This is a genomic window from Proteus vulgaris (genome assembly GCF_016647575.1).
GTDB lineage: Bacteria > Pseudomonadota > Gammaproteobacteria > Enterobacterales > Enterobacteriaceae > Proteus > Proteus mirabilis_B.
In genome coordinates, this window is sequence record NZ_CP032663.1 from 3,474,645 (window position 1) to 3,496,570 (window position 21,926).

15 protein-coding genes are annotated in these 21,926 nt (G+C 36.3%); 13 read left to right on the forward strand and 2 right to left on the reverse strand.

What is annotated here, in order from left to right:
• The first annotated feature begins 78 nt into the window (after positions 1-78).
• The 13 genes from dhaK (at position 79) to D7029_RS15985 (ending at position 18,188) form a co-directional block, all read left to right on the forward strand.
• Positions 79-1,143, forward strand: a complete 1,065-nt coding sequence (gene dhaK / locus D7029_RS15925) for a dihydroxyacetone kinase subunit DhaK (RefSeq protein WP_194951212.1) — start codon at positions 79-81, stop codon at positions 1,141-1,143.
• A gap of 30 nt (positions 1,144-1,173) precedes the next feature.
• On the forward strand, positions 1,174-1,806 hold the full coding sequence (gene dhaL / locus D7029_RS15930; RefSeq protein ID WP_194951213.1) for a dihydroxyacetone kinase subunit DhaL: 633 nt from the start codon (positions 1,174-1,176) through the stop codon (positions 1,804-1,806).
• Positions 1,807-1,847: 41 nt separating this feature from the next.
• Positions 1,848-3,296: a dihydroxyacetone kinase phosphoryl donor subunit DhaM gene (gene dhaM / locus D7029_RS15935; RefSeq protein ID WP_194951214.1), complete on the forward strand. Its 1,449-nt coding sequence runs from the start codon at positions 1,848-1,850 to the stop codon at positions 3,294-3,296.
• A gap of 949 nt (positions 3,297-4,245) precedes the next feature.
• Positions 4,246-4,845 carry a common pilus major fimbrillin subunit EcpA gene (ecpA, locus tag D7029_RS15940; protein WP_194951215.1) on the forward strand — a complete coding sequence of 200 codons (600 nt, stop codon included), beginning with the start codon at positions 4,246-4,248 and terminating at the stop codon, positions 4,843-4,845.
• A gap of 63 nt (positions 4,846-4,908) precedes the next feature.
• A complete protein-coding gene (locus D7029_RS15945) occupies positions 4,909-5,595 on the forward strand; it encodes a hypothetical protein (RefSeq protein ID WP_194951216.1) in 687 nt (228 codons plus the stop codon).
• A 17-nt stretch (positions 5,596-5,612) separates the two neighbouring features.
• Complete coding sequence (locus D7029_RS15950) at positions 5,613-8,123, forward strand: CS1-pili formation C-terminal domain-containing protein (RefSeq protein WP_194951217.1); 2,511 nt, start codon at positions 5,613-5,615, stop codon at positions 8,121-8,123.
• 11 nt (positions 8,124-8,134) lie between these two features.
• The gene (locus tag D7029_RS15955; RefSeq protein WP_194951218.1) at positions 8,135-9,754 is read left to right on the forward strand and encodes a fimbrial protein; all 1,620 of its coding nucleotides are present in this window, start codon (positions 8,135-8,137) and stop codon (positions 9,752-9,754) included.
• A gap of 1,058 nt (positions 9,755-10,812) precedes the next feature.
• Positions 10,813-11,406, forward strand: coding sequence for a common pilus major fimbrillin subunit EcpA (ecpA, locus tag D7029_RS15960; RefSeq protein ID WP_194951219.1), 594 nt, complete (start codon positions 10,813-10,815; stop codon positions 11,404-11,406).
• Positions 11,407-11,482: 76 nt separating this feature from the next.
• Positions 11,483-12,169 carry a hypothetical protein gene (locus tag D7029_RS15965; protein ID WP_194951220.1) on the forward strand — a complete coding sequence of 229 codons (687 nt, stop codon included), beginning with the start codon at positions 11,483-11,485 and terminating at the stop codon, positions 12,167-12,169.
• 17 nt (positions 12,170-12,186) lie between these two features.
• Complete coding sequence (locus D7029_RS15970) at positions 12,187-14,697, forward strand: CS1-pili formation C-terminal domain-containing protein (protein WP_194951221.1); 2,511 nt, start codon at positions 12,187-12,189, stop codon at positions 14,695-14,697.
• A 232-nt stretch (positions 14,698-14,929) separates the two neighbouring features.
• Positions 14,930-16,312 (forward strand): fimbrial protein, encoded by a 1,383-nt coding sequence (locus tag D7029_RS15975; RefSeq protein ID WP_194951222.1) that lies wholly within the window; start codon positions 14,930-14,932, stop codon positions 16,310-16,312.
• A gap of 141 nt (positions 16,313-16,453) precedes the next feature.
• The gene (locus tag D7029_RS15980) at positions 16,454-17,140 is read left to right on the forward strand and encodes a fimbrial protein (protein ID WP_194951223.1); all 687 of its coding nucleotides are present in this window, start codon (positions 16,454-16,456) and stop codon (positions 17,138-17,140) included.
• A gap of 466 nt (positions 17,141-17,606) precedes the next feature.
• Positions 17,607-18,188 carry a common pilus major fimbrillin subunit EcpA gene (locus D7029_RS15985; protein WP_194951224.1) on the forward strand — a complete coding sequence of 194 codons (582 nt, stop codon included), beginning with the start codon at positions 17,607-17,609 and terminating at the stop codon, positions 18,186-18,188.
• A gap of 77 nt (positions 18,189-18,265) precedes the next feature.
• Here the strand turns inward: D7029_RS15985 and D7029_RS15990 are convergent, their stop codons facing one another.
• Together D7029_RS15990 and D7029_RS15995 are read right to left on the reverse strand one after the other, a co-directional pair.
• A complete protein-coding gene (locus tag D7029_RS15990) occupies positions 18,266-19,543 on the reverse strand; it encodes a sigma-54-dependent transcriptional regulator (RefSeq protein ID WP_088494586.1) in 1,278 nt (425 codons plus the stop codon).
• Positions 19,521-21,896, reverse strand: coding sequence for an ATP-binding protein (locus D7029_RS15995; RefSeq protein WP_194951225.1), 2,376 nt, complete (start codon positions 21,894-21,896; stop codon positions 19,521-19,523). The genes D7029_RS15990 and D7029_RS15995 overlap by 23 nt, the downstream gene beginning before the upstream one ends.
• Positions 21,897-21,926: the final 30 nt, after the last annotated feature.

Sequence of the window (21,926 nt, forward strand, 5' to 3'; positions counted from 1 at the left end):
TAATTTGTCAGCCACCCAAACCAGAAACCCTATTTCTGGTTTGAAGACTAAACACAAATTTCAAATGGAGCATTTAAGATGAAAAAGCTGATTAATCGAGTTGATGATGTGTTATCTGAACAACTACAAGGCTTTGCAAAAGCCCATCCTGAAATCAAACTTCATCCCTCCTCTTTTTATGTCACGCGAAAAGATGCTCCAGTAAAAGGTAAAGTTGCTCTATTGTCCGGCGGTGGTAGCGGACATGAACCGATGCATGCAGGTTTTGTGGGTAAAGGAATGCTTGACGGTGCATGTCCGGGTGAAATATTTACGTCACCAACACCTGATAAAATGTATGACTGCGCCAAAGCCATTGATAGCGGTGAAGGTGTTTTAATGATCGTGAAAAACTACACCGGTGATGTGCTGAATTTTGAAACAGCAACAGAACTGCTTCATGACGATGGTGTGAAAATCGCAACGATATTAGTTGATGATGATGTGGCAGTAAAAGATAGCTTATATACCGCAGGACGCCGTGGTGTTGCCAATACCGTGTTAATCGAAAAGCTACTGGGTGCGGCAGCTGAAAGAGGCGACTCTCTTGATGAACTGGTTAAATTAGGTCATCACATTAATAACAATGGTTTTTCTATCGGTATTGCCTTAGAAGCCTGTACGGTTCCAGCAGCAGGGAAACCCTCTTTTACTTTACCTGAAAATGAAATGGAGTTTGGTGTCGGTATTCACGGTGAACCGGGTATTGATCGTCGTAAATTTACTTCCCTGAATGATACCGTCGATGCCATGTTTAATACCTTAATTGAAAATGGTCACTATCAACGCGTGATCCGCAATTGGGATCGTGAAAACGGCACTTGGATCGATGAAAATCAAGAAAAACAGCCTTTAAAATCTGGCGATCGCGTCATTGTTTTAGTTAATAACTTAGGTGCCACACCACAATCTGAGCTTTATGGTGTTTATAACCGTTTAACCCAATGTTGTGAAAAATTTGGCTTAACCATCGAACGTTCTTTAATTGGTTCTTATTGTACTTCGCTCGATATGTCAGGGATCTCCATTACGTTATTAAAAGTGGATAACGAATTATTGACCTTATGGGATGCCCCAGTGAATACACCTGCGATGGTGAAATAAGTCTTTAATAACAAGAAAAAGGAACAAAAAATGGCTTTAACTCACGCTCAAATTATTCTTTGGTTACAACAATGCGCACTGCTGTTTGAACAAAATAGTGATTATTTAACGGATTTAGATCGTGAAATTGGTGATGCTGACCACGGTTTAAATATGAACCGTGGCTTTAGAAAAGTGCAGGAAAAATTACCTGAATTTGAAGGACAAGATATTGGTACCATCCTTAAAACCACAGGCATGACATTGCTCTCAAATATTGGTGGCGCAAGTGGTCCTCTATTTGGCACCTTCTTTATTCGTGCAGCTAAACCCACAGCTTCATTGCAAAATCTAGAACTTAATCAACTCGTTGAAATGGTAACAGAAGGTGTAGAAGGCATTGTAAGTCGAGGAAAAGCAGAGCCAAATGACAAAACCATGTGTGATGTTTGGTGGCCTGTGGTTGAGTCATTAAAGCAATCTAATGAACAGGATCTTTCTATTAAAGAAGCCCTCAACCAAGCGCAAATTGCCGCTGAAAAAGCCGCTGAAAATACTATCCCGATGCAAGCTCGAAAAGGACGAGCAAGCTACTTAGGTGAGCGCAGTATCGGACATAAAGATCCCGGCAGTGCTTCTGTGGTACTGATGATACAAGCCCTTGCAAATAGCATTAATGCATAACTGACCAAGAAACCAATACAAGCAACCAATAAAGGTCTACCATGATAAATATTGTTATTGTTTCTCATAGTAAACATCTCGCTGATGGTGTGGCAGAGCTTGCCAGTCAGATGCTTAATCCAGCTCATTGCCAACTTGCCGTTGCCGCAGGTATCAACGATGAAGAACATGCGATTGGTACTGATGCCGTTAAAATTATGACGGCGATAGAATCACTTTCTCAAGCACAATCTATTGTTGTGATGATGGATTTAGGCAGTGCAATATTAAGTGCAGAAACTGCGATTGAGTTACTTGATCCAGAGCTCGCTGAAAAAGTCACCCTCTGCTCTGCACCCTTAGTTGAAGGCACTCTTGCTGCGGTTGTCGCCGCATCGTCAGGAGCGTCATTAGAGAAAGTGATTGAAGAAGCTTCAAATTCTTTATATCCAAAGAAAATTCAGCTGGGTGAAAATTTCGTTCAGCCTAAAAATGATATTAATGCCCCTGTCAAAATTCACGGCAAAGAGGCAAGTTGGGTTGTTCGTAATCCTCATGGATTACACGTAAGACCGGCTGCTACTTTAGTTGAGGTACTTTCTGCTTTTCAGGCAGATTACCAACTAGTTAAAGGGGATAGACGTATTAATCCTCTCAGCTTAAATCAGCTTTCATTAATACAAATTCGCCAAGGTGATGAGATAACGCTAATTGCCTCTGGTGAGCAAGAAGATGAAGCGATTGCCGCTTTTCTTGAACTTGCTAAAAATGGCTTTGGTGAAGAGCTGCCTTCTGATTCTAATACCATCACATTAAAGGGTATTTTAGCCCCAGTGTCTCAAATTAAAGCCCCTGCTTTTATTTGGCATGAAATAGAGCTATCACCGATAGAAAACTTATCTGAACCGATTGATATTGGCGCTCAAGTTGGCAAACTTAATTTCGCAATAAAAGAGACGCTAAAAGCACTAAAACAGACTGCCAATAAAGCGAGCCAAAAATTAGGTGAGCATATTGGTGCTATTTTTAATGGCCATATCATGATGTTAGATGATGATGAGTTAATAACGAGTGTGATTGAACGCATTAAAGAAGAGAAGATCAGTGCCCAACAAAGTTGGTCAGATGAAATGCAAGAAAGAACACAACTGTATTGCGCCCTCACCGATCCTTATTTACGTGCGCGTGAACTCGATCTTCGTGATCTACGTAATCAGGTGCTTTATCATTTACAAGATAAAACGCGTCCAAGCTTCACCCCTTCACAACCGGCTATTTTGGTCGCAAAAGAGCTTTTTCCTTCGACTTTAATTCAATTGGTTGATAGCCAATTAGTTGGTATTGCTTTAGCAAAAGGTGATAGTCGCTCTCACAGTGCGATTATCGCGGCGGAAATGCGCTTACCAATGTTAGTCAATTTAGGGCCTGCGTTATTAAAAGTTGCTGAATCTCAAAAGCTAAAATTAGATACAAATAAGGGTGAATTAGTTATTGAACCAATAACGTTATAAACCTCTTTTCATATTAATCGTATAAAAAAACCCGCACAGTCATGTGCGGGTAAGTCAACGAAAAACGCTATCACAATTAATACCGTATATAAAATAAATCAATGATTTATTAAAATATTAATTTCACCTTAATTACTTAACTTTAGAATCAATCATTTTAATACATTCAAAAAAAGACACCCCATCTTTTAATGACAATATATTTACAATGAAATAATTAATATCAAATAATTATATTGCACTCTATATAAAAATATAAATCAAAATTAGATGATTTATTTTTTTAATTTATAAAAAACATGCCTATTTTATAGATTGAAAATAAAATTTACCCTTATGGTGAGTAAATGTTTAAATTTAAAACCACCACAAGAACTATAATCCAAATATAAGCAAATTATCAATATAAAATAAAAAATACAATCCATTATAGAATAAAATCATTCAAAAAAAACTAAAAATTCCAAATAATAACCATAACAAAAAATAGAAAAACATAATAAAAATTAATCAAAAATAAAAAAATAACACAAAAAATCGAATATAAACACAAAATACATTAATTAATCTAATGAATTTAAATTAAGGAATAACACTTATAGGAATTTTCTCATCAATTTATTTTTCTATATTGTTTAGATTAGTGCCATATGAAAAATTTAATTATATTTATATTTAATTTTACAAATTAAAATATATTAAATAATTCTCATCTATTAATTACTTATAAACAAAAATGTAAATTATTTTTATTTTTGGAGGTTTAATAAAAAGAATAAATAACAACCAACCTGAAGAAAATCAATAAAAGAGTTATTCTTTAAATATTTCATTGAAATTATTTAAAGAGAAATTCTTTTATTTAAAAAAACACATCAATATATTTAGTTTCTTTCATTAATAGAAAGATAAAAGCGATCTATTATAGATAATCATTAAAGGATATTTTATGAAAAAGCTGACATTGGCTGTTCTCGCTGTTGCTATTATGGGTGCAACAACTCTTGCTCAAGCTGATACTCGTAAAGCAAGTGCTGTTGCTTCATGGGATGCGAAAGCATACAAAGATACTAAAAGTATGTTAGTTGTTACACCATTAAAATCTTTAACTTTCTATTATGCAGAAGGTATTAAAGCATTTAACTCTCAAGATGGTGCGTTCGATATCACTATTCAAGGTCAAGAAAATGCCACTGACTTTAAACTGACTTCAAAAATCATCACCGATAAATTAGTACGTACTTCTGATAACAGTGAATTAACTGTTGGTGTTAAATGGAATGGTACTGACTTAACTAGCTCAACAGACACCACCATGGTTGACGTTGCAACAGGTGCAACGGCTGGTCTTGATTTCTTAGCTCAAGACGGTGCTTACAACGGTAAAGAGCGTGTAAGCGGCCAAAGCCAATTCACGTTCAATATTGCTTCTGCAAAAATCGCTGGTACTGATGCTCAATTCTCTGATTTAGCAGACGGTTACTGGGATGGTGACGTTAAAGTTCAATTTACTGCAACTTGGGAAGGCGACTTCACCAAAGGTCCATAAGCCATAAAGTTTATTTTAATAAATTAGGGTGAGCGAATTTTCGCTCTCCCTCAAGGATCTGTAATGAAAAAAATAATATTGACGTGTTTGAGTCCTTTATTTTTTTATAGCCAATTTGCAGCAGCCATCCATGTCGGTGCCATTACTGAAACAATGCCGTCAAATCAAACTATTCTTGCAAAAGAAATTGAAAATAATGTCGAGCAAGCACGGTTAGTTGGATTATCTATTGAGCGAATTTCATCGCCTTTAGAAGATGGAAAAGTGATCCCTTTAGTTAATAATGAGATTTTGATCTCACCAGCAAACTTAATTTTACCCGGTAAAACCAAAGAAAATTTCAAGATTTTCTATAAAGGTCCTAGTGATAATCAAGAGCGCTATTATCGCTTAGTTTGGCGTGATGATCCCGTGACTGAAACTGGATCAACACAGAGCGCAAAAGCAGCAACTGCGACCACATCCGCAATGATAAGCACCATCTTAGTTGTCGCGCCACGTCAAGAAAATTTCAGTTACCGTTTCGATAAAAGCACTCGTATTGTTTATAACATGGGGAATAGCTCATTCCGTACTGTCGCCACGGGCGATTGTATGCCTGATGCCGTGACAAAAAATGAAAATAATCGTTGTAGTGAACGCTATTACGTCATGCCGGGCCTTGGTGTCAAATTAAAGCAAGTCGATGTTCAAAGCAAAAAATCAACTGTCGGTATTTGGCATAACGATGATTTTATTATTATAAATTAATTTAATAAGGACTCCTTGTGCGTAAATCTGTAGTGGCACTAGGCATTGCTATGTTCCTATTGTCCGAGAATACATATAGCCAACCAACCAGTTTAAAGATTGGTAATTATATTATTCCCAGTGTCTTTGCTACTGCATTAGAAGAAGGCATGACGATCCCTGTTTATCTGCGTTATAACCTTTCTAATCAATCTGTATTAGAAGAACAAAGCCGTAATAAGATTGCAGATGCGCTGGTAGTACTTAAAGACCATCAAATTGTTATTAGCTCTATCACACCAACTTACGATCGTGACGATTCTCAAGTTGCTTCTATTAATGACAAAATTATTAATTCACTTATCTCATTGAAAGATGCACAAATTGGGCAACAAGGCAAAGTCACGCTTTCACCTGATGCTAGTCTTGTGTTTGATTTAAACTCCTTCATTATGACCTTGGATGTCAGCGAGGCAGGTCTTGCCACACAAGTTAAAGCCCGTTCAGAAATGCTTGGTGAATCAACAGTCAGAAATATATCAGCAGTCACAACCTATGATTTAGGTGTCTACAACAATCAAATGAAACAGCAAAAAGATAACACCAACAGTTATTTTTCAATCGATAGTATTTGGAGTTTTGCTGAAAACCATTTGAATTTAAGCGCCACTGCATATGGCTTAGGCACCGCAGAGCAATCTTTTGACTTTTATCGTGCCATGTTTGAACGTGACTTTAATGGTCGCCGTCTTGCTTTTGGTCTATTAAATACATGGAACTTACAATCTATTGCTTCCATGTCAGCACTCAATAGCAGTAAAGTTTATGGTGTTACTTACGGTAATAACTCATCGTCTAAAGTAAGCCATTCTCAACTTTCTCTAACACCCATTACGGTCTTTTTACCCAGTGCAGGTGAAGTGCGCATTTATCGTGAAGGTAAGCTATTAAGTATTCAAAATTTCCCAATGGGAAGCTTTGAAGTCGATACCGCTCCGCTGCCTTTTGGTATTTATCAAGTTGAAGTTGAAGTTGTTATTGATGGTAAAGTTCACGCCAAACAAACTCAAACCGTGAATAAAACCTTCAATATGCGAGGAGCGACCTTAAACCAATTTCGTTGGGAAATATTCTCAGGCTATGTAGATTATAAAAAACGCATCAAAAACAGAGACAATGGTTATAAAACATCCAACTCTGATAATACTTGGCTAGTGGGTGGTGCTGGTACTGTCACTTTAGGGGTTTTCTCCGGGTTAAATTTACAAGCGTCAACCTATGCATTTGATGATTTAGCCGTCCTTGAAACTAATGCCAATTTACAACTCAGTGAAAATCTATCAACCAGCTGGCAATCGCTTTTTGCTAACGATGGCAGTGATCGCAATATCATTACAGCATCTTATTCACTACCAAAAGGTTTGGGCTCGCTTTGGGTAAATAAAGAGAAAGGGAATATCAAAGATGATTTCCCGATGTATGACTCTGATAACTACTCTTTTGGTACTACGCTGAACTTAACGCAATTTTGGGAATATGCAGGATCATTTACCTATTCCTACACCAAAGATTTACGCGATAAAAACAAATCAAACAACTTTGAGTATTCCACCTCACTCTATAACGGGCGTTATGGCAGTATGAGCTTGCGTACTGGTATCCAGCGTTATCACTACGATAACCAAAACAGTACCAACGAAAAATACATTACCTTAGATTTTTCATTACCACTGGCAACATGGCTTAGTGCGGGTGTTTCTTCCAGCAATGGTAATGTGCGTGGTGAGTTATCTGCGTCAAAAAGCTTTGAAGATTCTGCTATCCGTAACGCAGGCTTATCCGTGTCCACCCTATTACATGATAAAGACGGTACTGACAGTGATTTCTCTGTCAGTGGTTACGGCTCGTTTGATACTAAATACAGCACCGGTACATTAACCATGAGTCGCCCTAATAATGATCGTTTAAATACCACCTTAACGGCGCGAGGCTCACTGGCTTATAGTGATATGAATTTCTCCGCCAGTGGTAAACAAGAAACATCGGGCGTGATTGTCAAAACTGGTATTGATGGTGAAGGACAAATTGCCGCCAACGTCAATGGTCAACGCTTTGTGTTATCGGGTAGTAATAACTTTATTCCGCTCTCTCCTTATGCCGAATATAAAGTCGAATTGCTGAATGATAAAAACAGTGAAGACAGCTTTGATATTGCTTCGGGTCGGGTGAAAAACGTGGTGCTTTATCCGGGTAACGTTGCAGTGCATCAACCTGAGTTAAAACAGATGGTCACCGTGTTTGGTCGAATGAAATCGCCTGATGGCACATTGTTAGCCAGTGCTCAGGTACGTAACCATATCGGGCGAACTCAAACCGATACCCAAGGGCAGTTTGCGATGGATGTTGATAAACGTTATCCAGTGATTTCATTACAACAAGATGATAAACAAATTTGTGAAGCTGAATTAGATCTGTCGTCAGCTCGCGGTGTGCTATGGGTGGGTGATGTGATTTGTGATCCACAAACTACGTTGGCGAGTCGAGATTAAAAGGAATAATAATGTCTATTGTCCGCTTTTTTATTTTTTCAGTTCTAATGACTCTTTCTTTCAGTTCATTAAGTAAATCCACAGAAAACTGGTATATGGTAATAGAGAATAATGTTGATAATGAATACTTTATCACATCGGTCGATCTAGATTACCGTTTTACTGGTCCTAGTAAATTATCTAAATATGCTACTAATAATATTAGTATTGGATATATGGGAAAAAATGAAATGAAAATTACCCCTAGATCTAAAATATATATGGATGTTTGGCTAGAGAACTCCCCTGTAAATTATCCTTATATAGGTAACCGATGCATGGTCGGTAATGGCTGCCCTGATTCATTCCTTGCACCCGACGTTATCAAAAAAGATGGCTTTTATCATTTATATCAAGAAAGAACTGTTAGGGAATCTCAATATGTCAGACCCGCATTCTCAGAATCATTTTATGAATATTTAAAAAATAAAAGCATCAATAGCAGTGATACTTTCCATCTCTATACATGTTATACAACAAAAGATTATGACATTAATAATAATCAAACATGCCAAGATGTTGGAGGGAAAACTGAGAATCTAGATCTCACAGCAACTAAAATTGCACATATGAAATTAAAATCTACAAATGCGCTGCAAGAAATATTTATTGATAGCAATGGTAATCCTATTTTAGGATTAGGCTCTAAGTTTTGTGAAGTAACTATAGTTAATAAAAATAATGGTATCATGTGTGCATTAGGTGAATATGATTTTCAAGGCAGTATTGAAGAGTTCGGTAATAAGCTAGGAATTCGGGTTAACGTATCGTCTATAATTATGGATAATAAGCTTATTTCTAGGGATGATTTATTAATTGGTAATGGAAGTAACACTTGGCAAAAATACGATAGTAATACAACATCTATCTCTAATTATTTAAGATTATCAGATCTACTTGGTAAAAGTAATAATAAAATATATATATTTATGTCTAATCAATTTCTAAAGAAACTTATTGATAATCATATTGATCTATCCTCTAGCCAAAATATGTTTACGTTTTTATTTAAAAATAGCGTAGCTCCGCAATCTGGCTATTATGAATTTACGCCTTCCAATACTCTTATTATAAAACCCCGTGATTATGGCATTAGTATTGTCTCTAAAGAACTGGTAAACAATCCTTATAGAGAAGGGAAAGTCGGCGATAAAGAGCCACCACTAACCTTTGACTATATTGTTACCACCAGTGCATTTCGCCAAGCCAATAAAATTACTGCCGCCGTTGAAGGGCCTCAAACCACAATTCGTGGACAATCTTATTGCTTATTTAGCTCTAAAGATAAAAAAATCAATGTACCTTTTTCAGCCTATTTAACGTATACCGATGAGGGTGGCTCAAAAGTAAAAACGCGTACAGCTTGCGATAACGTGCCTATCTCCATTAAAGAGGCATTATGGACGGAGACCACATGGCCTTATCCTTATCAGTTAGAAGGTAATTTCTATCGCACTGATTTACAACTCACCTTTCCTATGAATGAAAGTACATCTCTTTTCTCAATGGAAGGTGAAGACTGGATTGGTGTCGTTGAAGCCAGCGGTTATGTCAATGTCTTTGCCGAATGGTCTGGTACTGATATTTACTAAAAGTCAGGCCGCTCAATCTACGGGTATAAATTTAGTGTTTATACCCGTTTTATTTTTAACCCTACATTATTCAATCTAGAATAACAGCATTATAACGAGATTTATTACTATTATTAAAAAGCAATTTTAAAAAAGTAAAATAAGCTCCTTTTTATGATTAATCATTTAAACACAATCATATATAGACTTGTTTTATTCTTATTTAATAAATCAACATTTATAACAAAATAAATAATAACATAATGTAACTATTATTTTACTTTTTTATTTCATTCTGACCGCTTTATAAAAAAACAATCATCTCATAAAAGCCCATTCTGACAATCAAATTAAGATAGTAGTTATTCTTAATTTAACTCTTAATATAACTTTAATAATAAAAAACTTTCTTTTTTGACACGTAAAAGGTGTAAATATCGCATTATCTAGACGATAAGAAATTTTAAATTAAAAAAGAACATTATTTAAATATAAACTATAATTTTCACATCTATTTTGGATGATATGCAAATTAAAATACAAAACAAGTAAAATATAAAATATAAAATATAATTTGAAAAACAAAAAATAAGAAATAAATCTTATGATAAAAATCGCCATACTCCCTATAGGAGTGAAACAAGGTTAAATAGATAAATATATTTTAACTTTTATTTTTTAAACAATAAATGCTATAAGAATTTTCTTATCAACTTATACTAGTATGTTGTCTAAATTAACTCACATAATAAGTATTCAGATATAAAACACAGGGTTAGGAGATATCCATTTCAGATAAAAACACCACAATTAATTAACAATAAAAAAATAACTCTTATTTAAATCGTTATTTCTTTAAATAGCAATTAGGGACTCATTATACCTAAAAAACAATAAGACAATATTTTATTGATTAATAAAAAATCAAAAAGAATTATTCTTTAAAATAGCATTTATTTAAATGATGCATTTTAGAGAAGGACTCTTTTATTCAGAAAATGGATAAACGCATAAAATTTCTTTCATTAATAGAAAGATAAAAAAGCAATCTAATATAGATAATCAATAAAGGATATAGTATGAAAAAGCTGACATTGGCGGTTCTTGCTGTTGCTATTATGGGTGCTACTACCCTTGCTCAAGCAGACACTCGTAAAGCAAACGCAGTTGCTTCATGGGATGCAAAAGCAATTAAAGATACTAAAAGTATGTTAGTTGTTACTCCATTAAAATCTTTAGTATTTAACTATGCTGAAGGTATTAAAGGCTTTAATACTCAAGATGGTGCGTTCGACATCACTATCCAAGGTCAAGAAAAAGCGACTGACTTTAAACTGACTTCAAAAATCGTTACTGACAAATTAACTCGTGCTGCTGATGATAGCGAATTAACAGTCGGCGTTAAATGGAATGGCGTAGCCTTATCTAACTCAACAGATACCACTATGGTTGACGTTGCAGCTGGTACTTCTGCAGGTCTGGATTTCTTAGCTCAAAATGGCGCTTACAACGGTAAAGAACGTGTGAGTGGTCAAGGCCAATTCACTTTCAATATTGCGTCTGCAAAACAAGCTGGTGCTGATGCTAAATTCTCTGATTTAGCAGACGGTTACTGGGATGGTGACGTTAAAGTTCAGTTTACTGCAACTTGGGAAGGCGACTTCACCAAGTAAAACATCGTAAGCCATCAAACTGGTTTTTAATAAATAAGGGGCGAGCGAATTTTCGCTCATCCCTAAAGGATTCGTAATGAAAAAAATAATATTGACGTGTTTGAGTCCTTTGTTTTTTTATAGCCATTTCGCTTCGGCTATTCATGTCGGTGCCATTACTGAAACAATGCAGTCTGACCAAACTATTCTTGCCAAAGAAATTGAAAATAATGTCGAGCAAGCTCGTTTAGTCGGGTTATCTATTGAACGTATTTCATCGCCTTTAGAAGATGGAAAAGTGCTCCCTTTAGTTAATAACGAGATTTTGATCTCGCCAGCAAACTTAATCTTACCCGGTAAAACCAAAGAAAATTTCAAGATTTTCTATAAAGGCCCTAGTGATAATCAAGAGCGCTATTACCGCTTAGTTTGGCGTGATGATCCGGTCACAGAAACAGGTGCAACCCAAAATCAAAAGGCAGCAACTGCGACCACATCCGCAATGATAAGCACCATTTTAGTCGTTGCTCCTCGTCAAGAAAATTTTAGTTATCGTTTTGATAAAAATGCTCGCATTGTCTACAACACGGGAAATAGTTCATTCCGTACCGTTGCAACGGGTGATTGTATGCCTGATGCCGTGACAAGAAATGAAAATAACCGTTGTAGTGAACGCTATTACGTCATGCCGGGCCTTGGTGTCAAATTAAAACAAGTCGATGTTCAAAGCAAAAAAGCAACTGTCGGCGTTTGGCATAACGATGATTTTATTATTGTGAATTAATTTCATAAGGACTCCTTGTGCGTAAATCTGTGGTGGCACTAGGTATTGCTATGTTCCTATTGTCCGAGAATACATATAGCCAACCAACCAGTTTAAAGATTGGTAATTATATTATTCCTAGTGTCTTTGCCACTGCATTAGAAGAAGGTATGACTATTCCTGTTTATCTGCGTTATAACCTCTCTAATCAATCAGTTTTAGAAGAACAAAATCGTAATAAAATTGCAGATGCACTGGTTGTACTTAAAGGTAATCAACTGGTTATTAGTTCAGTCACACCGACCTATGATAATGATGATTCACACATTGCTTCTATCAATGAAAAAATTATCGAATCATTGGGTGAATTAAAAGACATGCCTATTGAGCAACAAGGCAAAGTCACGCTTTCGCCTGATGCAAGCTTAGTCTTTGACTTAAACTCCTTCATTATGACTTTAGATGTTAGTGAGTCAGGTCTTGCCACTCAAGTTCAAGCTCGTACCGAAATGCTTGGTGCATCTACTGTCAGAAATATGTCAGCAGTCACAACCTATGATTTGGGTATTTATAATAATCAGTTAAAAAATCAAAAAGATAATACCAACAGCTATTTTTCTGTTGATAGTATTGTTAGCTTTGCCGAAAACCACTTAAACCTGAGTGCTACGGCTTATGGCTTAGGTACCGCAGAGCAGTCTTTTGACTTTTATCGTGCCATGTTTGAACGTGACTTTAATGGTCGCCGTTTTGCTTTTGGTCTATTAAATACATGGAACTTACAGTCGATTGCATCAATGTCGGCACTTAATAGTAGTAAAGTTTACGGGATCACTTACGGTAATAACTCGTCATCTAAAGTTAACCATTCACAACTCTCACTCACTCCGATTACCGTTTTCTTACCTAGCGCAGGCGAAGTGCGTATTTATCGGGAAGGTAAATTATTAAGTATTCAAAGTTTTCCAATGGGAAGCTTTGAAGTTGATACCGCTCCGCTGCCTTTTGGTATTTATCAAGTTGAAGTTGAAGTGGTGATTGATGGTAAAGTTCACGCCAAACAAGCTCAAACCGTGAATAAAACCTTTAATATGCGTGGTGCCACACTTAATGAGTTTCGTTGGGAAATCTTCTCCGGCTATGTTGATTATAAAAAACGCATTAAAAATAGAGATAATGAATATAAAACCTCTAACTCAGATAACACTTGGCTTGTCGGTGGCGCAGGAACAGTTACTTTAGGGGTGTTCTCAGGATTAAATTTACAAACCTCAACCTATGCATTTGATGATTTAGCCGTCCTTGAAACTAATGCTAATTTACAACTCAGTGAGAACCTATCAACCAGTTGGCAATCGCTTTTTGCTAATGATGGTAGTGATCGCAATATCATCACGGCATCTTATGCTTTACCTAAGGGCTTTGGTTCACTTTGGGTAAATAAAGAGAAAGGGAATATCAAAGATGACTTCCCGATGTATGACTCTGATAACTACTCTTTTGGTACTACCCTGAACTTAACGCAATTTTGGGAATATGCAGGATCATTTACCTACTCCTATACCAAAGATTTACGCGATAAAAACAAATCAAACAACTTTGAGTATTCCACTACTCTCTATAACGGGCGTTACGGCAGTATGAGTTTACGTACTGGTATCCAACGCTATCACTATGACAATCAAAGCAGTACCAACGAAAAATACGTCACACTAGATTTCTCACTGCCATTAGCCACATGGTTAAGTGCCGGTGTTTCTTCCAGCAATGGTAACGTGCGTGGTGAACTCTCAGCATCGAAAAGCTTTGAAAATTCAGCCATTAGTAATGCAGGCTTATCTGTATCCACCCTGTTACATGATAAAGACGGTACTGACAGTGATTTCTCTGTTAGCGGTTACGGTATGTTCGATACCAAATACAGTACGGGTACGTTAAGTATGAGCCGCCCTAATAATGATCGTTTAAATACCACATTAACGGCACGAGGTTCATTGGCTTATAGCGATATGAATTTCTCCGCCAGTGGTAAACAAGAAACATCAGGGGTAATTGTCAAAACCGGTATTGATGGCGAAGGGCAAATTGCTGCCAACGTCAATGGTCAGCGCTTTGTGTTATCGGGCGGTAATAACTTTATTCCGCTTTCTCCTTACGGTACTTATAAAGTCGAATTACTGAATGATAAAAACAGTGAAGATAGCTTTGATATTGCTTCGGGTCGTGTGAAAAACGTGGTGCTTTATCCGGGTAACGTTGCGGTACATCAGCCTGAGTTAAAACAGATGGTCACCGTATTTGGTCGAATGAAATCGCCCGATGGCACTCTGTTAGCCAGTGCGCAGGTACGTAACCATATCGGTCACACACAAACCGATCATCAAGGGCAATTTGCGATGGATGTTGATAAGCTCTATCCGGTCATTTCATTGCAACAAGATGATAAACAAATTTGTGAAGCTGAATTAGACCTTTCATCTGCACGTGGTGTGCTATGGGTGGGTGATGTGATTTGTGATCCGCAGACTACTTTAGCGATTCGGAATTAAGATCTCTTTAAATTAGGTTCCTAATATTATGATAAATTTTAAAAAATTAGGTTTTATCTTTATATCTTTATTTTCTTCTAATTCATTCGCTGACAAAAATGAATTCTTTTTTGTCGAAAATAATATCGATAATGAATATTTTATTACTACGTCAAAATTAAGTCCTCGCTTCACTGGCTCAAATGAGTTCGCGAAATTTGTAGAAAAGCACGCTAGCCTAGGCTATATGGGTATGGGCACATGGAAAGTGGGGAAAAATTATTATGGTGATATTTGGTTAGAAAATTCTCCCATTAGAGAACCTTTTACGGGTAATCGTTGCCGAAGGGATCAGTCTGGTTGTCCGGATACTGCATTAAATGCAGCGGAGTATATCCTAGCCGATGGTGCTTATCACATCCCAGCTTTCAATAACGATGGACAATCGAATAATGCTAGAGGGATTTTCTCCAACAGTTCATATTTATTTTTTGATAAAATGGCAGTAAATACTCAAACAACTTTAGACTACCGTTTTTGTTCAACAAATAAATTTTATGATCCATCAAGAGGTCAACGTTGTGTCGATGTTGAGCCTAAAAATGAAGAAAAGACCATTTACGATTTAACAAAAGTTGGACATTTAAAATTAATTTCTACAAATGCATTACAAGAAATTTTTGTTGATAGTAATGGTAATGCCATATTAGGTCTAGGCTCCAAATTCTGTTCTATAACAACAATAGCAAATGTCTCAGGGGTAAGTTGTCGTCTTGTAGAATCTGAACTAAAAGGCTCATTAATCAGTACAATTCGCATTAGTTTAAATATAGATCCAATGCTAGGTTTTGACCCTAAAAGTGCCACAATTAAAATAAAAGGAAGCAACTTTACCAAGTGGTATAATTACAATGATAGAACTTATGCTACAAATATTTTATCTGCCGGAGAAAATGGAATTGATGTCTTTTTTTCACAAACATTTCTAAAAGAACTCATTACTCGTAAAATTGATTTATCTAAAAGCCAGCAATTATTTACGTTTGGTTTTGATAACAAAACCGTTGCACCACAATCTGGCTATTATGAATTTACACCTTCTAATACGATTATTATAAAACCTCGCGATTATGGCATTAGTATTGTCTCTAAAGAACTGGTGAACAATCCTCATAGAGAAGGGAAAGTCGGCGATAAAGAGCCACCGCTAACCTTTGACTATATCGTTACCACCAGTGCATTTCGCCAAGCGAATAAAATTACTGCCGCCGTTGAAGGACCTCAAGTCACATTAAGAGGCCAGCCTTACTGCTTATTTAGCTCTAGAGACAAAAAAATTAATGTGCCTTTTTCAGCCTATCTAACTTATACCAACGAAAGTGGCTCAAAAGTAAAAACCCGTACAGCTTGCGATAATGTGCCTATCTCCATTAAAGAAGCCTTATGGACACAAACTACATGGCCTTACCCTTATCAGTTAGAGGGTTACTTCTATCGTACCGATCTACAACTGACATTCCCAATGAATGAAGGTACTTCTCTTTTCTCAATGGAAGGGGAAGACTGGATTGGTGTGGTAGAAGCCAGCGGTTATGTCAATGTATTTGCTGAATGGTCTGGAACAGATGTTCACTAAAAATAGGGTGAAGTGACCAACGGGTATAAATTGAGTATTTATACCCGTTTTATTATTCATAACACATGATGATTTTTGTATTGATGATATTATAGACTTTATTATTATCATTTATTAAAACAAGCTAATTAAAGAGATATAATGAAAAGAATATTAAAATTCATCAGTACATTAGCACTTTCAATACTGACATTTTCAGCTCATGCTCTTTATGTCGGTTCTGAAGTTTTTACCCTTGAATCTGATAAAACCTTTTTCTCTCGTACTTATCTTAATAATACAGACAGAACCAATCTCTATAAAATTCATGTTTATAAAATCGAAAAACCGGGAGGAAAAGAAAAAGATGAAAAACAACTTCCCATAGATGATGGTGAAATACTTTATACACCTTTGCAAAAAGTGTTATTACCAAATGAACATGAGTTTTTTAAATTATTTTATAAAGGTGCTAAAGACGATAAAGAGCGCTATTACCGTATTATTATTGAAGAAACTCCAGTTAACTTAGTACCTTATCAGGAAGACAGTAAACAGCCTTTGGTTGTTCCTACCGTTGGATTAAATACTGTCATGGTGATCCGCCCTCGCGAAATGAAATTCGCTTATGATCATAATAATATTGCCGGCACCATCAAAAACACAGGTAATACTTATTTCCGTTTACTGTTAAATGACAAATGCGATTCTGACGAAGAAAATGCCAAGATATTACAACTCTTACCCGGTGAAAGTTACCAACATCCTTGGCTAAAGAAAGAGCATAAACAATTTATTGTTGCTTTTGACCGTTATATTGGGTTAGAGAATAACTGCGCGACAAACTAACCTAAATGCTGATTAAAAATAAAAAGGTAGCCTGATCAGCTACCTTTTTATTATAAAATAAGTAATCCCACCTAATTTATAACCTTTCCTACTATTTCCTCTTATTTGAAAGAAATTGTAACTTTGTTAAATATATAATTTTTATAAATACATAATTAATTAAATTAATTTATATTCTGTCATATTTATCATTTTCAATTTTTTAATATCAATCATAAAAAGACACAACAATAGACATAATTATATGATAATAAATAATTTTACATTTTTAACGATAAAATTATTTTTATTACATTTTATTCCTATTTTTTTTCGATGTTTTAAATAAACTATTTTTTAAATTTATTGGGTAGTTTTTCTAATGAATTATCTTTTTTAGATAGTCATGATTTAATTTAAATCCTCATGAAAAAGACTTTCTAGCCGATATTACTCTTAACATCGATTGATCCTATAGGAATACATAATGAAAAAATATCACGCCTTACTTAGCTTATTAATGACAGCGTTTACGGCAACAGCAGCCTTTGCTAATACCTCATCAATACAAACCGTGGCAAGTTGGCAAGCAACCGCAGTAAAAAAACCACAAAGTGAATTAGGTGTAACCCCTTTAAATGCCCTACATTTTGAAGTAACAGAAAATAACCGTTTTAATGAGCAAAACGGCACATTCGATATCACCGTTAAAGATATTGAGGGTGCGACAGACTTTAAATTAACGTCAAAAGTGATCAGTAATGAGCTTAGAAATGCTGCTGATAATTCAGTGTTAACAGTCAAAACAGACTGGAACGGTAAAACACTATCAAGCCATCAAGAAACCGTTATCCTTGATAATCAAAAAGGAATAAACAAAGGGCTGGTGGTTGAAAATAAAGCGACAGAAAAAAGTGAGCTAAAAAACCTTCAAAGCGCGTTTCTCTTTAATGTAATAAATGGAACACAACCAACAGCATCCTTACCTGAAGGTTTATGGGAAGGTGCATTACGTATTGAATTTACCAGTAAATGGTCAGGTGACTTTGTGACTTTAGCGGCAAGATAATTAAAATGCTGTGACTTAAAAGAAAACCGTGAAAGAGCGCCAGTATGGCGCTTCTTTATTATTCAATAGAACGTAAATCAAACCTTTGGTTTATAGCTATCTTTATCGAGATCATGTTTTTTCATTCGTAAATACAGCTTCTTACGTGGTATACCCAAGTAATCCGCCACATCACTAACCCGACCTGCAAATAAATATAACGCATCTTCAATTAACCGACGCTCATATTCATCAACTAAATTATCTAAAGGGCCTTCTGGTGGAATAATGGCTCGATGTTGTTCACTATCCACCATTTTCACAATACCTACCGCATATAATTCAGCGACATTTCGTAGCTCACGAATATTACCCGGCCAGTCGTAACGCTTTAAAATATCAAGATAATTACGATCAATTTTTGGTACTGCAATGCCAAGTCGCTGTGCGCTTTGTCGTAAAAAAGCTCTAAATAATGGAATAATATCAGGGCGTCTTGCACTTAATGGAGGCAATGAAAAAGTAATTTGTGAAAAATAGTAATAGAATTCAGGGATTAATCGTCCTTCTGTTACTAATTGCTGTGTATTATTTTCTAAAATCGCAATCGTTCTAAAATGGCGCTTTCCTTGGCGTTCCATATCTAACAGATAAGAGCTTAACCAGCGTTGTGCTTCTGAGGATAAATCATAAGGAGAACGTAAAATTAGCGTTCCTACTTCATCCGCTTCAATTTGAGCTATAACCTGTTTGATATCAGATAAATTCTGGCAATCCACAGTTTGAATTGCTTTATCGCTATGCGGACTTAATTCATGTAATAGTTGAGCAAGAAGATGACGCCCTGTTCCCATCTCGCCTTCTATCATTAAGTCTTTATCGATATCGGCAATTTGTTGCACTTGCTCTCTGATTGCGGTGATTTGCGCACTATCTCCGACTAGTCTCTCTTGCGTGGTGCTTATTACTGCATTTCTAAGAGAAAGAATAGATTGACGCTCTTTATGTGCTTTTGCCACTAGCTCTAAGAAAACAGGCGGATTAATTGGTTTTTCAATAAAATCATAAGCGCCTTTTTTTACCGCTTCTACTGCTAACGGTATATCGCCATGTCCTGTGATCATGATAACCGGAATGCGAGCGTCAATTTGTTTAATGCGCTCTAAAACTTCCATACCATTCATGGCAGGCATATAGATATCAAGAACAACAGCACCCTGCCATTCTGGTGTTAAAAGGCTTAATGCTTTTTCTGGTGAGTCGGTGACTCGTGCAACCATTCCCGCAAGATTGAGTAAATGGCGATAAGATTCAAGAATATCTTCATCGTCATCAATTAATAAAACGTCGATATCAGGCATGTGTGATTGTGTCATTTGTAAACTCCAAAACAACCATGGCGCCACCATTTAATGTAGAGGCCAAGTAAATTTCATAACCAAACCGTTGCATAATTGAACGGCAAATGGATAACCCTAACCCAAGCCCCACATCTTTTGTGGTTGTAAATGGGGTAAATAGTTTTGGTAAAACGGCTGAATTAAATCCTTTTCCACTGTCAGCGATCCCCACTAATTTTCGCTTAGGATCAACAGATAAAAGATCAATCGTGATCTGACTTTCACCAACACCTGCAATGGCATCCATCGCATTAACAAACAAATTAACCAAGACTTGCTCAATTTGTGTTGGATCTGCACAAATGGTTAATTCATCAGGAATATTATTCGTAATAATGCACTGCTCTCGTTTAGAACGCGACTCCACCAGCACCATCGCGCTATCTACCAGCTCTTTTAATGGCGCTGAAACAAAGCTAATTTCAGACGAAGACTTACGTGAGAAATTACGTAATGCTGTAATAATTCGATTCATTCGTGCGCATAGTTTTTCAATGCGCTCGATAGAATCAGGTAATTGATCGTATTTTCCCATCTGCATAGTCAGTTTTGCGCTGTACAGATAAGTGTTGATTGCAGAAAGTGGTTGATTAAGTTCATGCGCAAGGCTGGTCATTGCCTGCCCTACAACCGCCATTTTAGCCGCTTGAACTAGTTCTTCTTGTGTTTGAATTAGATGTTTTTGTGCTTGTTCACGGCGCAACATCTCTTCATTTAATTGCTGATTTTTATCCTGCAAATCTTGTGTTTTTAATGCCACCAGCCGTTGAAGCTCTAATCGGCTTAACTCTTGGCGCGTAATATCTGTGATAGTCACAATATATTTATGCTCATCTTTATGCGGATATTCACGAATATTAAATTGTAAGAAATGAGGCTCACCTACTTTTACCATGCGAATAGTGCATTCACTTTGCCCTAAGCGATAAAGCTGACTGCTTGAGCTAAATTGCGCTTTAAGCATTGTGCTCGCCTCACCACTAAACAGTAACCAAAGAGGTTTATTACTTTGCTCTTTTCCTGTTCCTAATAACGTTGCCGCACTTGGATTGACGGTTTCCATTCTGCCATCGTGGTGGCAGGTAATTAAACTGGCATCGGTATTATTGATAAGATTTAACGCATTGCTGGCTTCAACTTCTTTCATTTGACGCCAAAATCGGCGAAGCCGCCGACTTAATAGACCAATTTCATCTTGCCCTTCAATCAGTACAGGCTCCGTTAAATTACCTTTGGCAACATGCGCTAAGTCATCACTGAGTTTATTCAATCTTGCGATAAGTCTTCTATCAATCAAGATTTTCATCACAATAATACTCAGCAATAGTGATGCAATAATAATCACAACAATAACGATTTTCCCCGTTGCCATTAGTTTACGAGTATTATCATTAAGCTTGTTTAGCGCTTCGCTTGTGGCAAAAACATTGCCTCTTACCGCATTATCAAACTGAGATAACTTTTCATTTAATTCAGGGGTTAATGCTTTAAGCTTTTTTTCGTTTTCTACATCATCAATCAGTGTTTGATAGATATCACCATCATAACGGGTGATAGCGATAATCTCTTGTAATACCTGACGATGAGCAATGGTTGACGGGTAGCTTTTTAGCTTCTGATTTAAAGCGATAATTTCGTCAATTTTAACGCTGATATAGTGGAAAGCGACATCAATATCACGGCTATAACGTTGATGCGCGATTTCCTCGACTAAGCTAATTAACTCATTTTCTGTGGTGAATAACTCTTGTAACAACGTCGATTCTAATAACAGTTGTAAGCTATTTTCCTGTACGTTTTTTTCATTGAGCATTTGGCTGACATGCCACTCAATTTCATTAAGTAGCGGTTTAATATCTTCACCAACGGCGTCATGCATCCACGCTAATTGCCCTAATAATTGAGCAAGACGATTTTCTAATTCACGCCGCTTATCCAGTAACACATCTTGTTTATTAATGAGTTCTGAAAGCTCATCAACAAGTTGAGTATAAAAATCACGTTGTGGTTTTTGCTCTATAGGAAACTCTCGCAAATTATCTAATAACTGATGAATTTCCTGCTGTTGTTGCTCTGAAACTGATTTTCTCTGTGTCTGCTCTCGCTCTTTTAATAGCATTTGCAAATTGGTGCTATAACGCTCCATGTTATAGCTGGTGGTTAACATCGGCAGAGATTCACCCACTGACGCATTAATTTGTGTCGCCAGTTTTCCCCACATAAAAAAGATAACCACACCAATCAATAAGGTGAGTAAAGAACTAAAGATAAACGCCATATACAAGCGTCTACCTAGTTTGCCAAATTGTTTAGGCACTAATAATTTCATCCGTAATACCTTTCATAAAAACAGCGCTTC

What these genes read in the sequence shown, in the direction of transcription:
- dhaM (WP_194951214.1), top strand. Translation starts at nt 1,848, where the DNA reads ATGATAAATATTGTTATTGTTTCTCATAGTAAACATCTCGCTGATGGT.
- D7029_RS15985 (WP_194951224.1), top strand. Translation starts at nt 17,607, where the DNA reads ATGAAAAAATATCACGCCTTACTTAGCTTATTAATGACAGCGTTTACG.
- D7029_RS15955 (WP_194951218.1), top strand. Translation starts at nt 8,135, where the DNA reads ATGTCTATTGTCCGCTTTTTTATTTTTTCAGTTCTAATGACTCTTTCT.
- D7029_RS15990 (WP_088494586.1), bottom strand. Translation starts at nt 19,543, where the DNA reads ATGACACAATCACACATGCCTGATATCGACGTTTTATTAATTGATGAC.
- D7029_RS15945 (WP_194951216.1), top strand. Translation starts at nt 4,909, where the DNA reads ATGAAAAAAATAATATTGACGTGTTTGAGTCCTTTATTTTTTTATAGC.
- ecpA (WP_194951219.1), top strand. Translation starts at nt 10,813, where the DNA reads ATGAAAAAGCTGACATTGGCGGTTCTTGCTGTTGCTATTATGGGTGCT.
- ecpA (WP_194951215.1), top strand. Translation starts at nt 4,246, where the DNA reads ATGAAAAAGCTGACATTGGCTGTTCTCGCTGTTGCTATTATGGGTGCA.
- D7029_RS15965 (WP_194951220.1), top strand. Translation starts at nt 11,483, where the DNA reads ATGAAAAAAATAATATTGACGTGTTTGAGTCCTTTGTTTTTTTATAGC.
- D7029_RS15980 (WP_194951223.1), top strand. Translation starts at nt 16,454, where the DNA reads ATGAAAAGAATATTAAAATTCATCAGTACATTAGCACTTTCAATACTG.
- D7029_RS15975 (WP_194951222.1), top strand. Translation starts at nt 14,930, where the DNA reads ATGGGCACATGGAAAGTGGGGAAAAATTATTATGGTGATATTTGGTTA.
- dhaK (WP_194951212.1), top strand. Translation starts at nt 79, where the DNA reads ATGAAAAAGCTGATTAATCGAGTTGATGATGTGTTATCTGAACAACTA.
- D7029_RS15995 (WP_194951225.1), bottom strand. Translation starts at nt 21,896, where the DNA reads ATGAAATTATTAGTGCCTAAACAATTTGGCAAACTAGGTAGACGCTTG.
- dhaL (WP_194951213.1), top strand. Translation starts at nt 1,174, where the DNA reads ATGGCTTTAACTCACGCTCAAATTATTCTTTGGTTACAACAATGCGCA.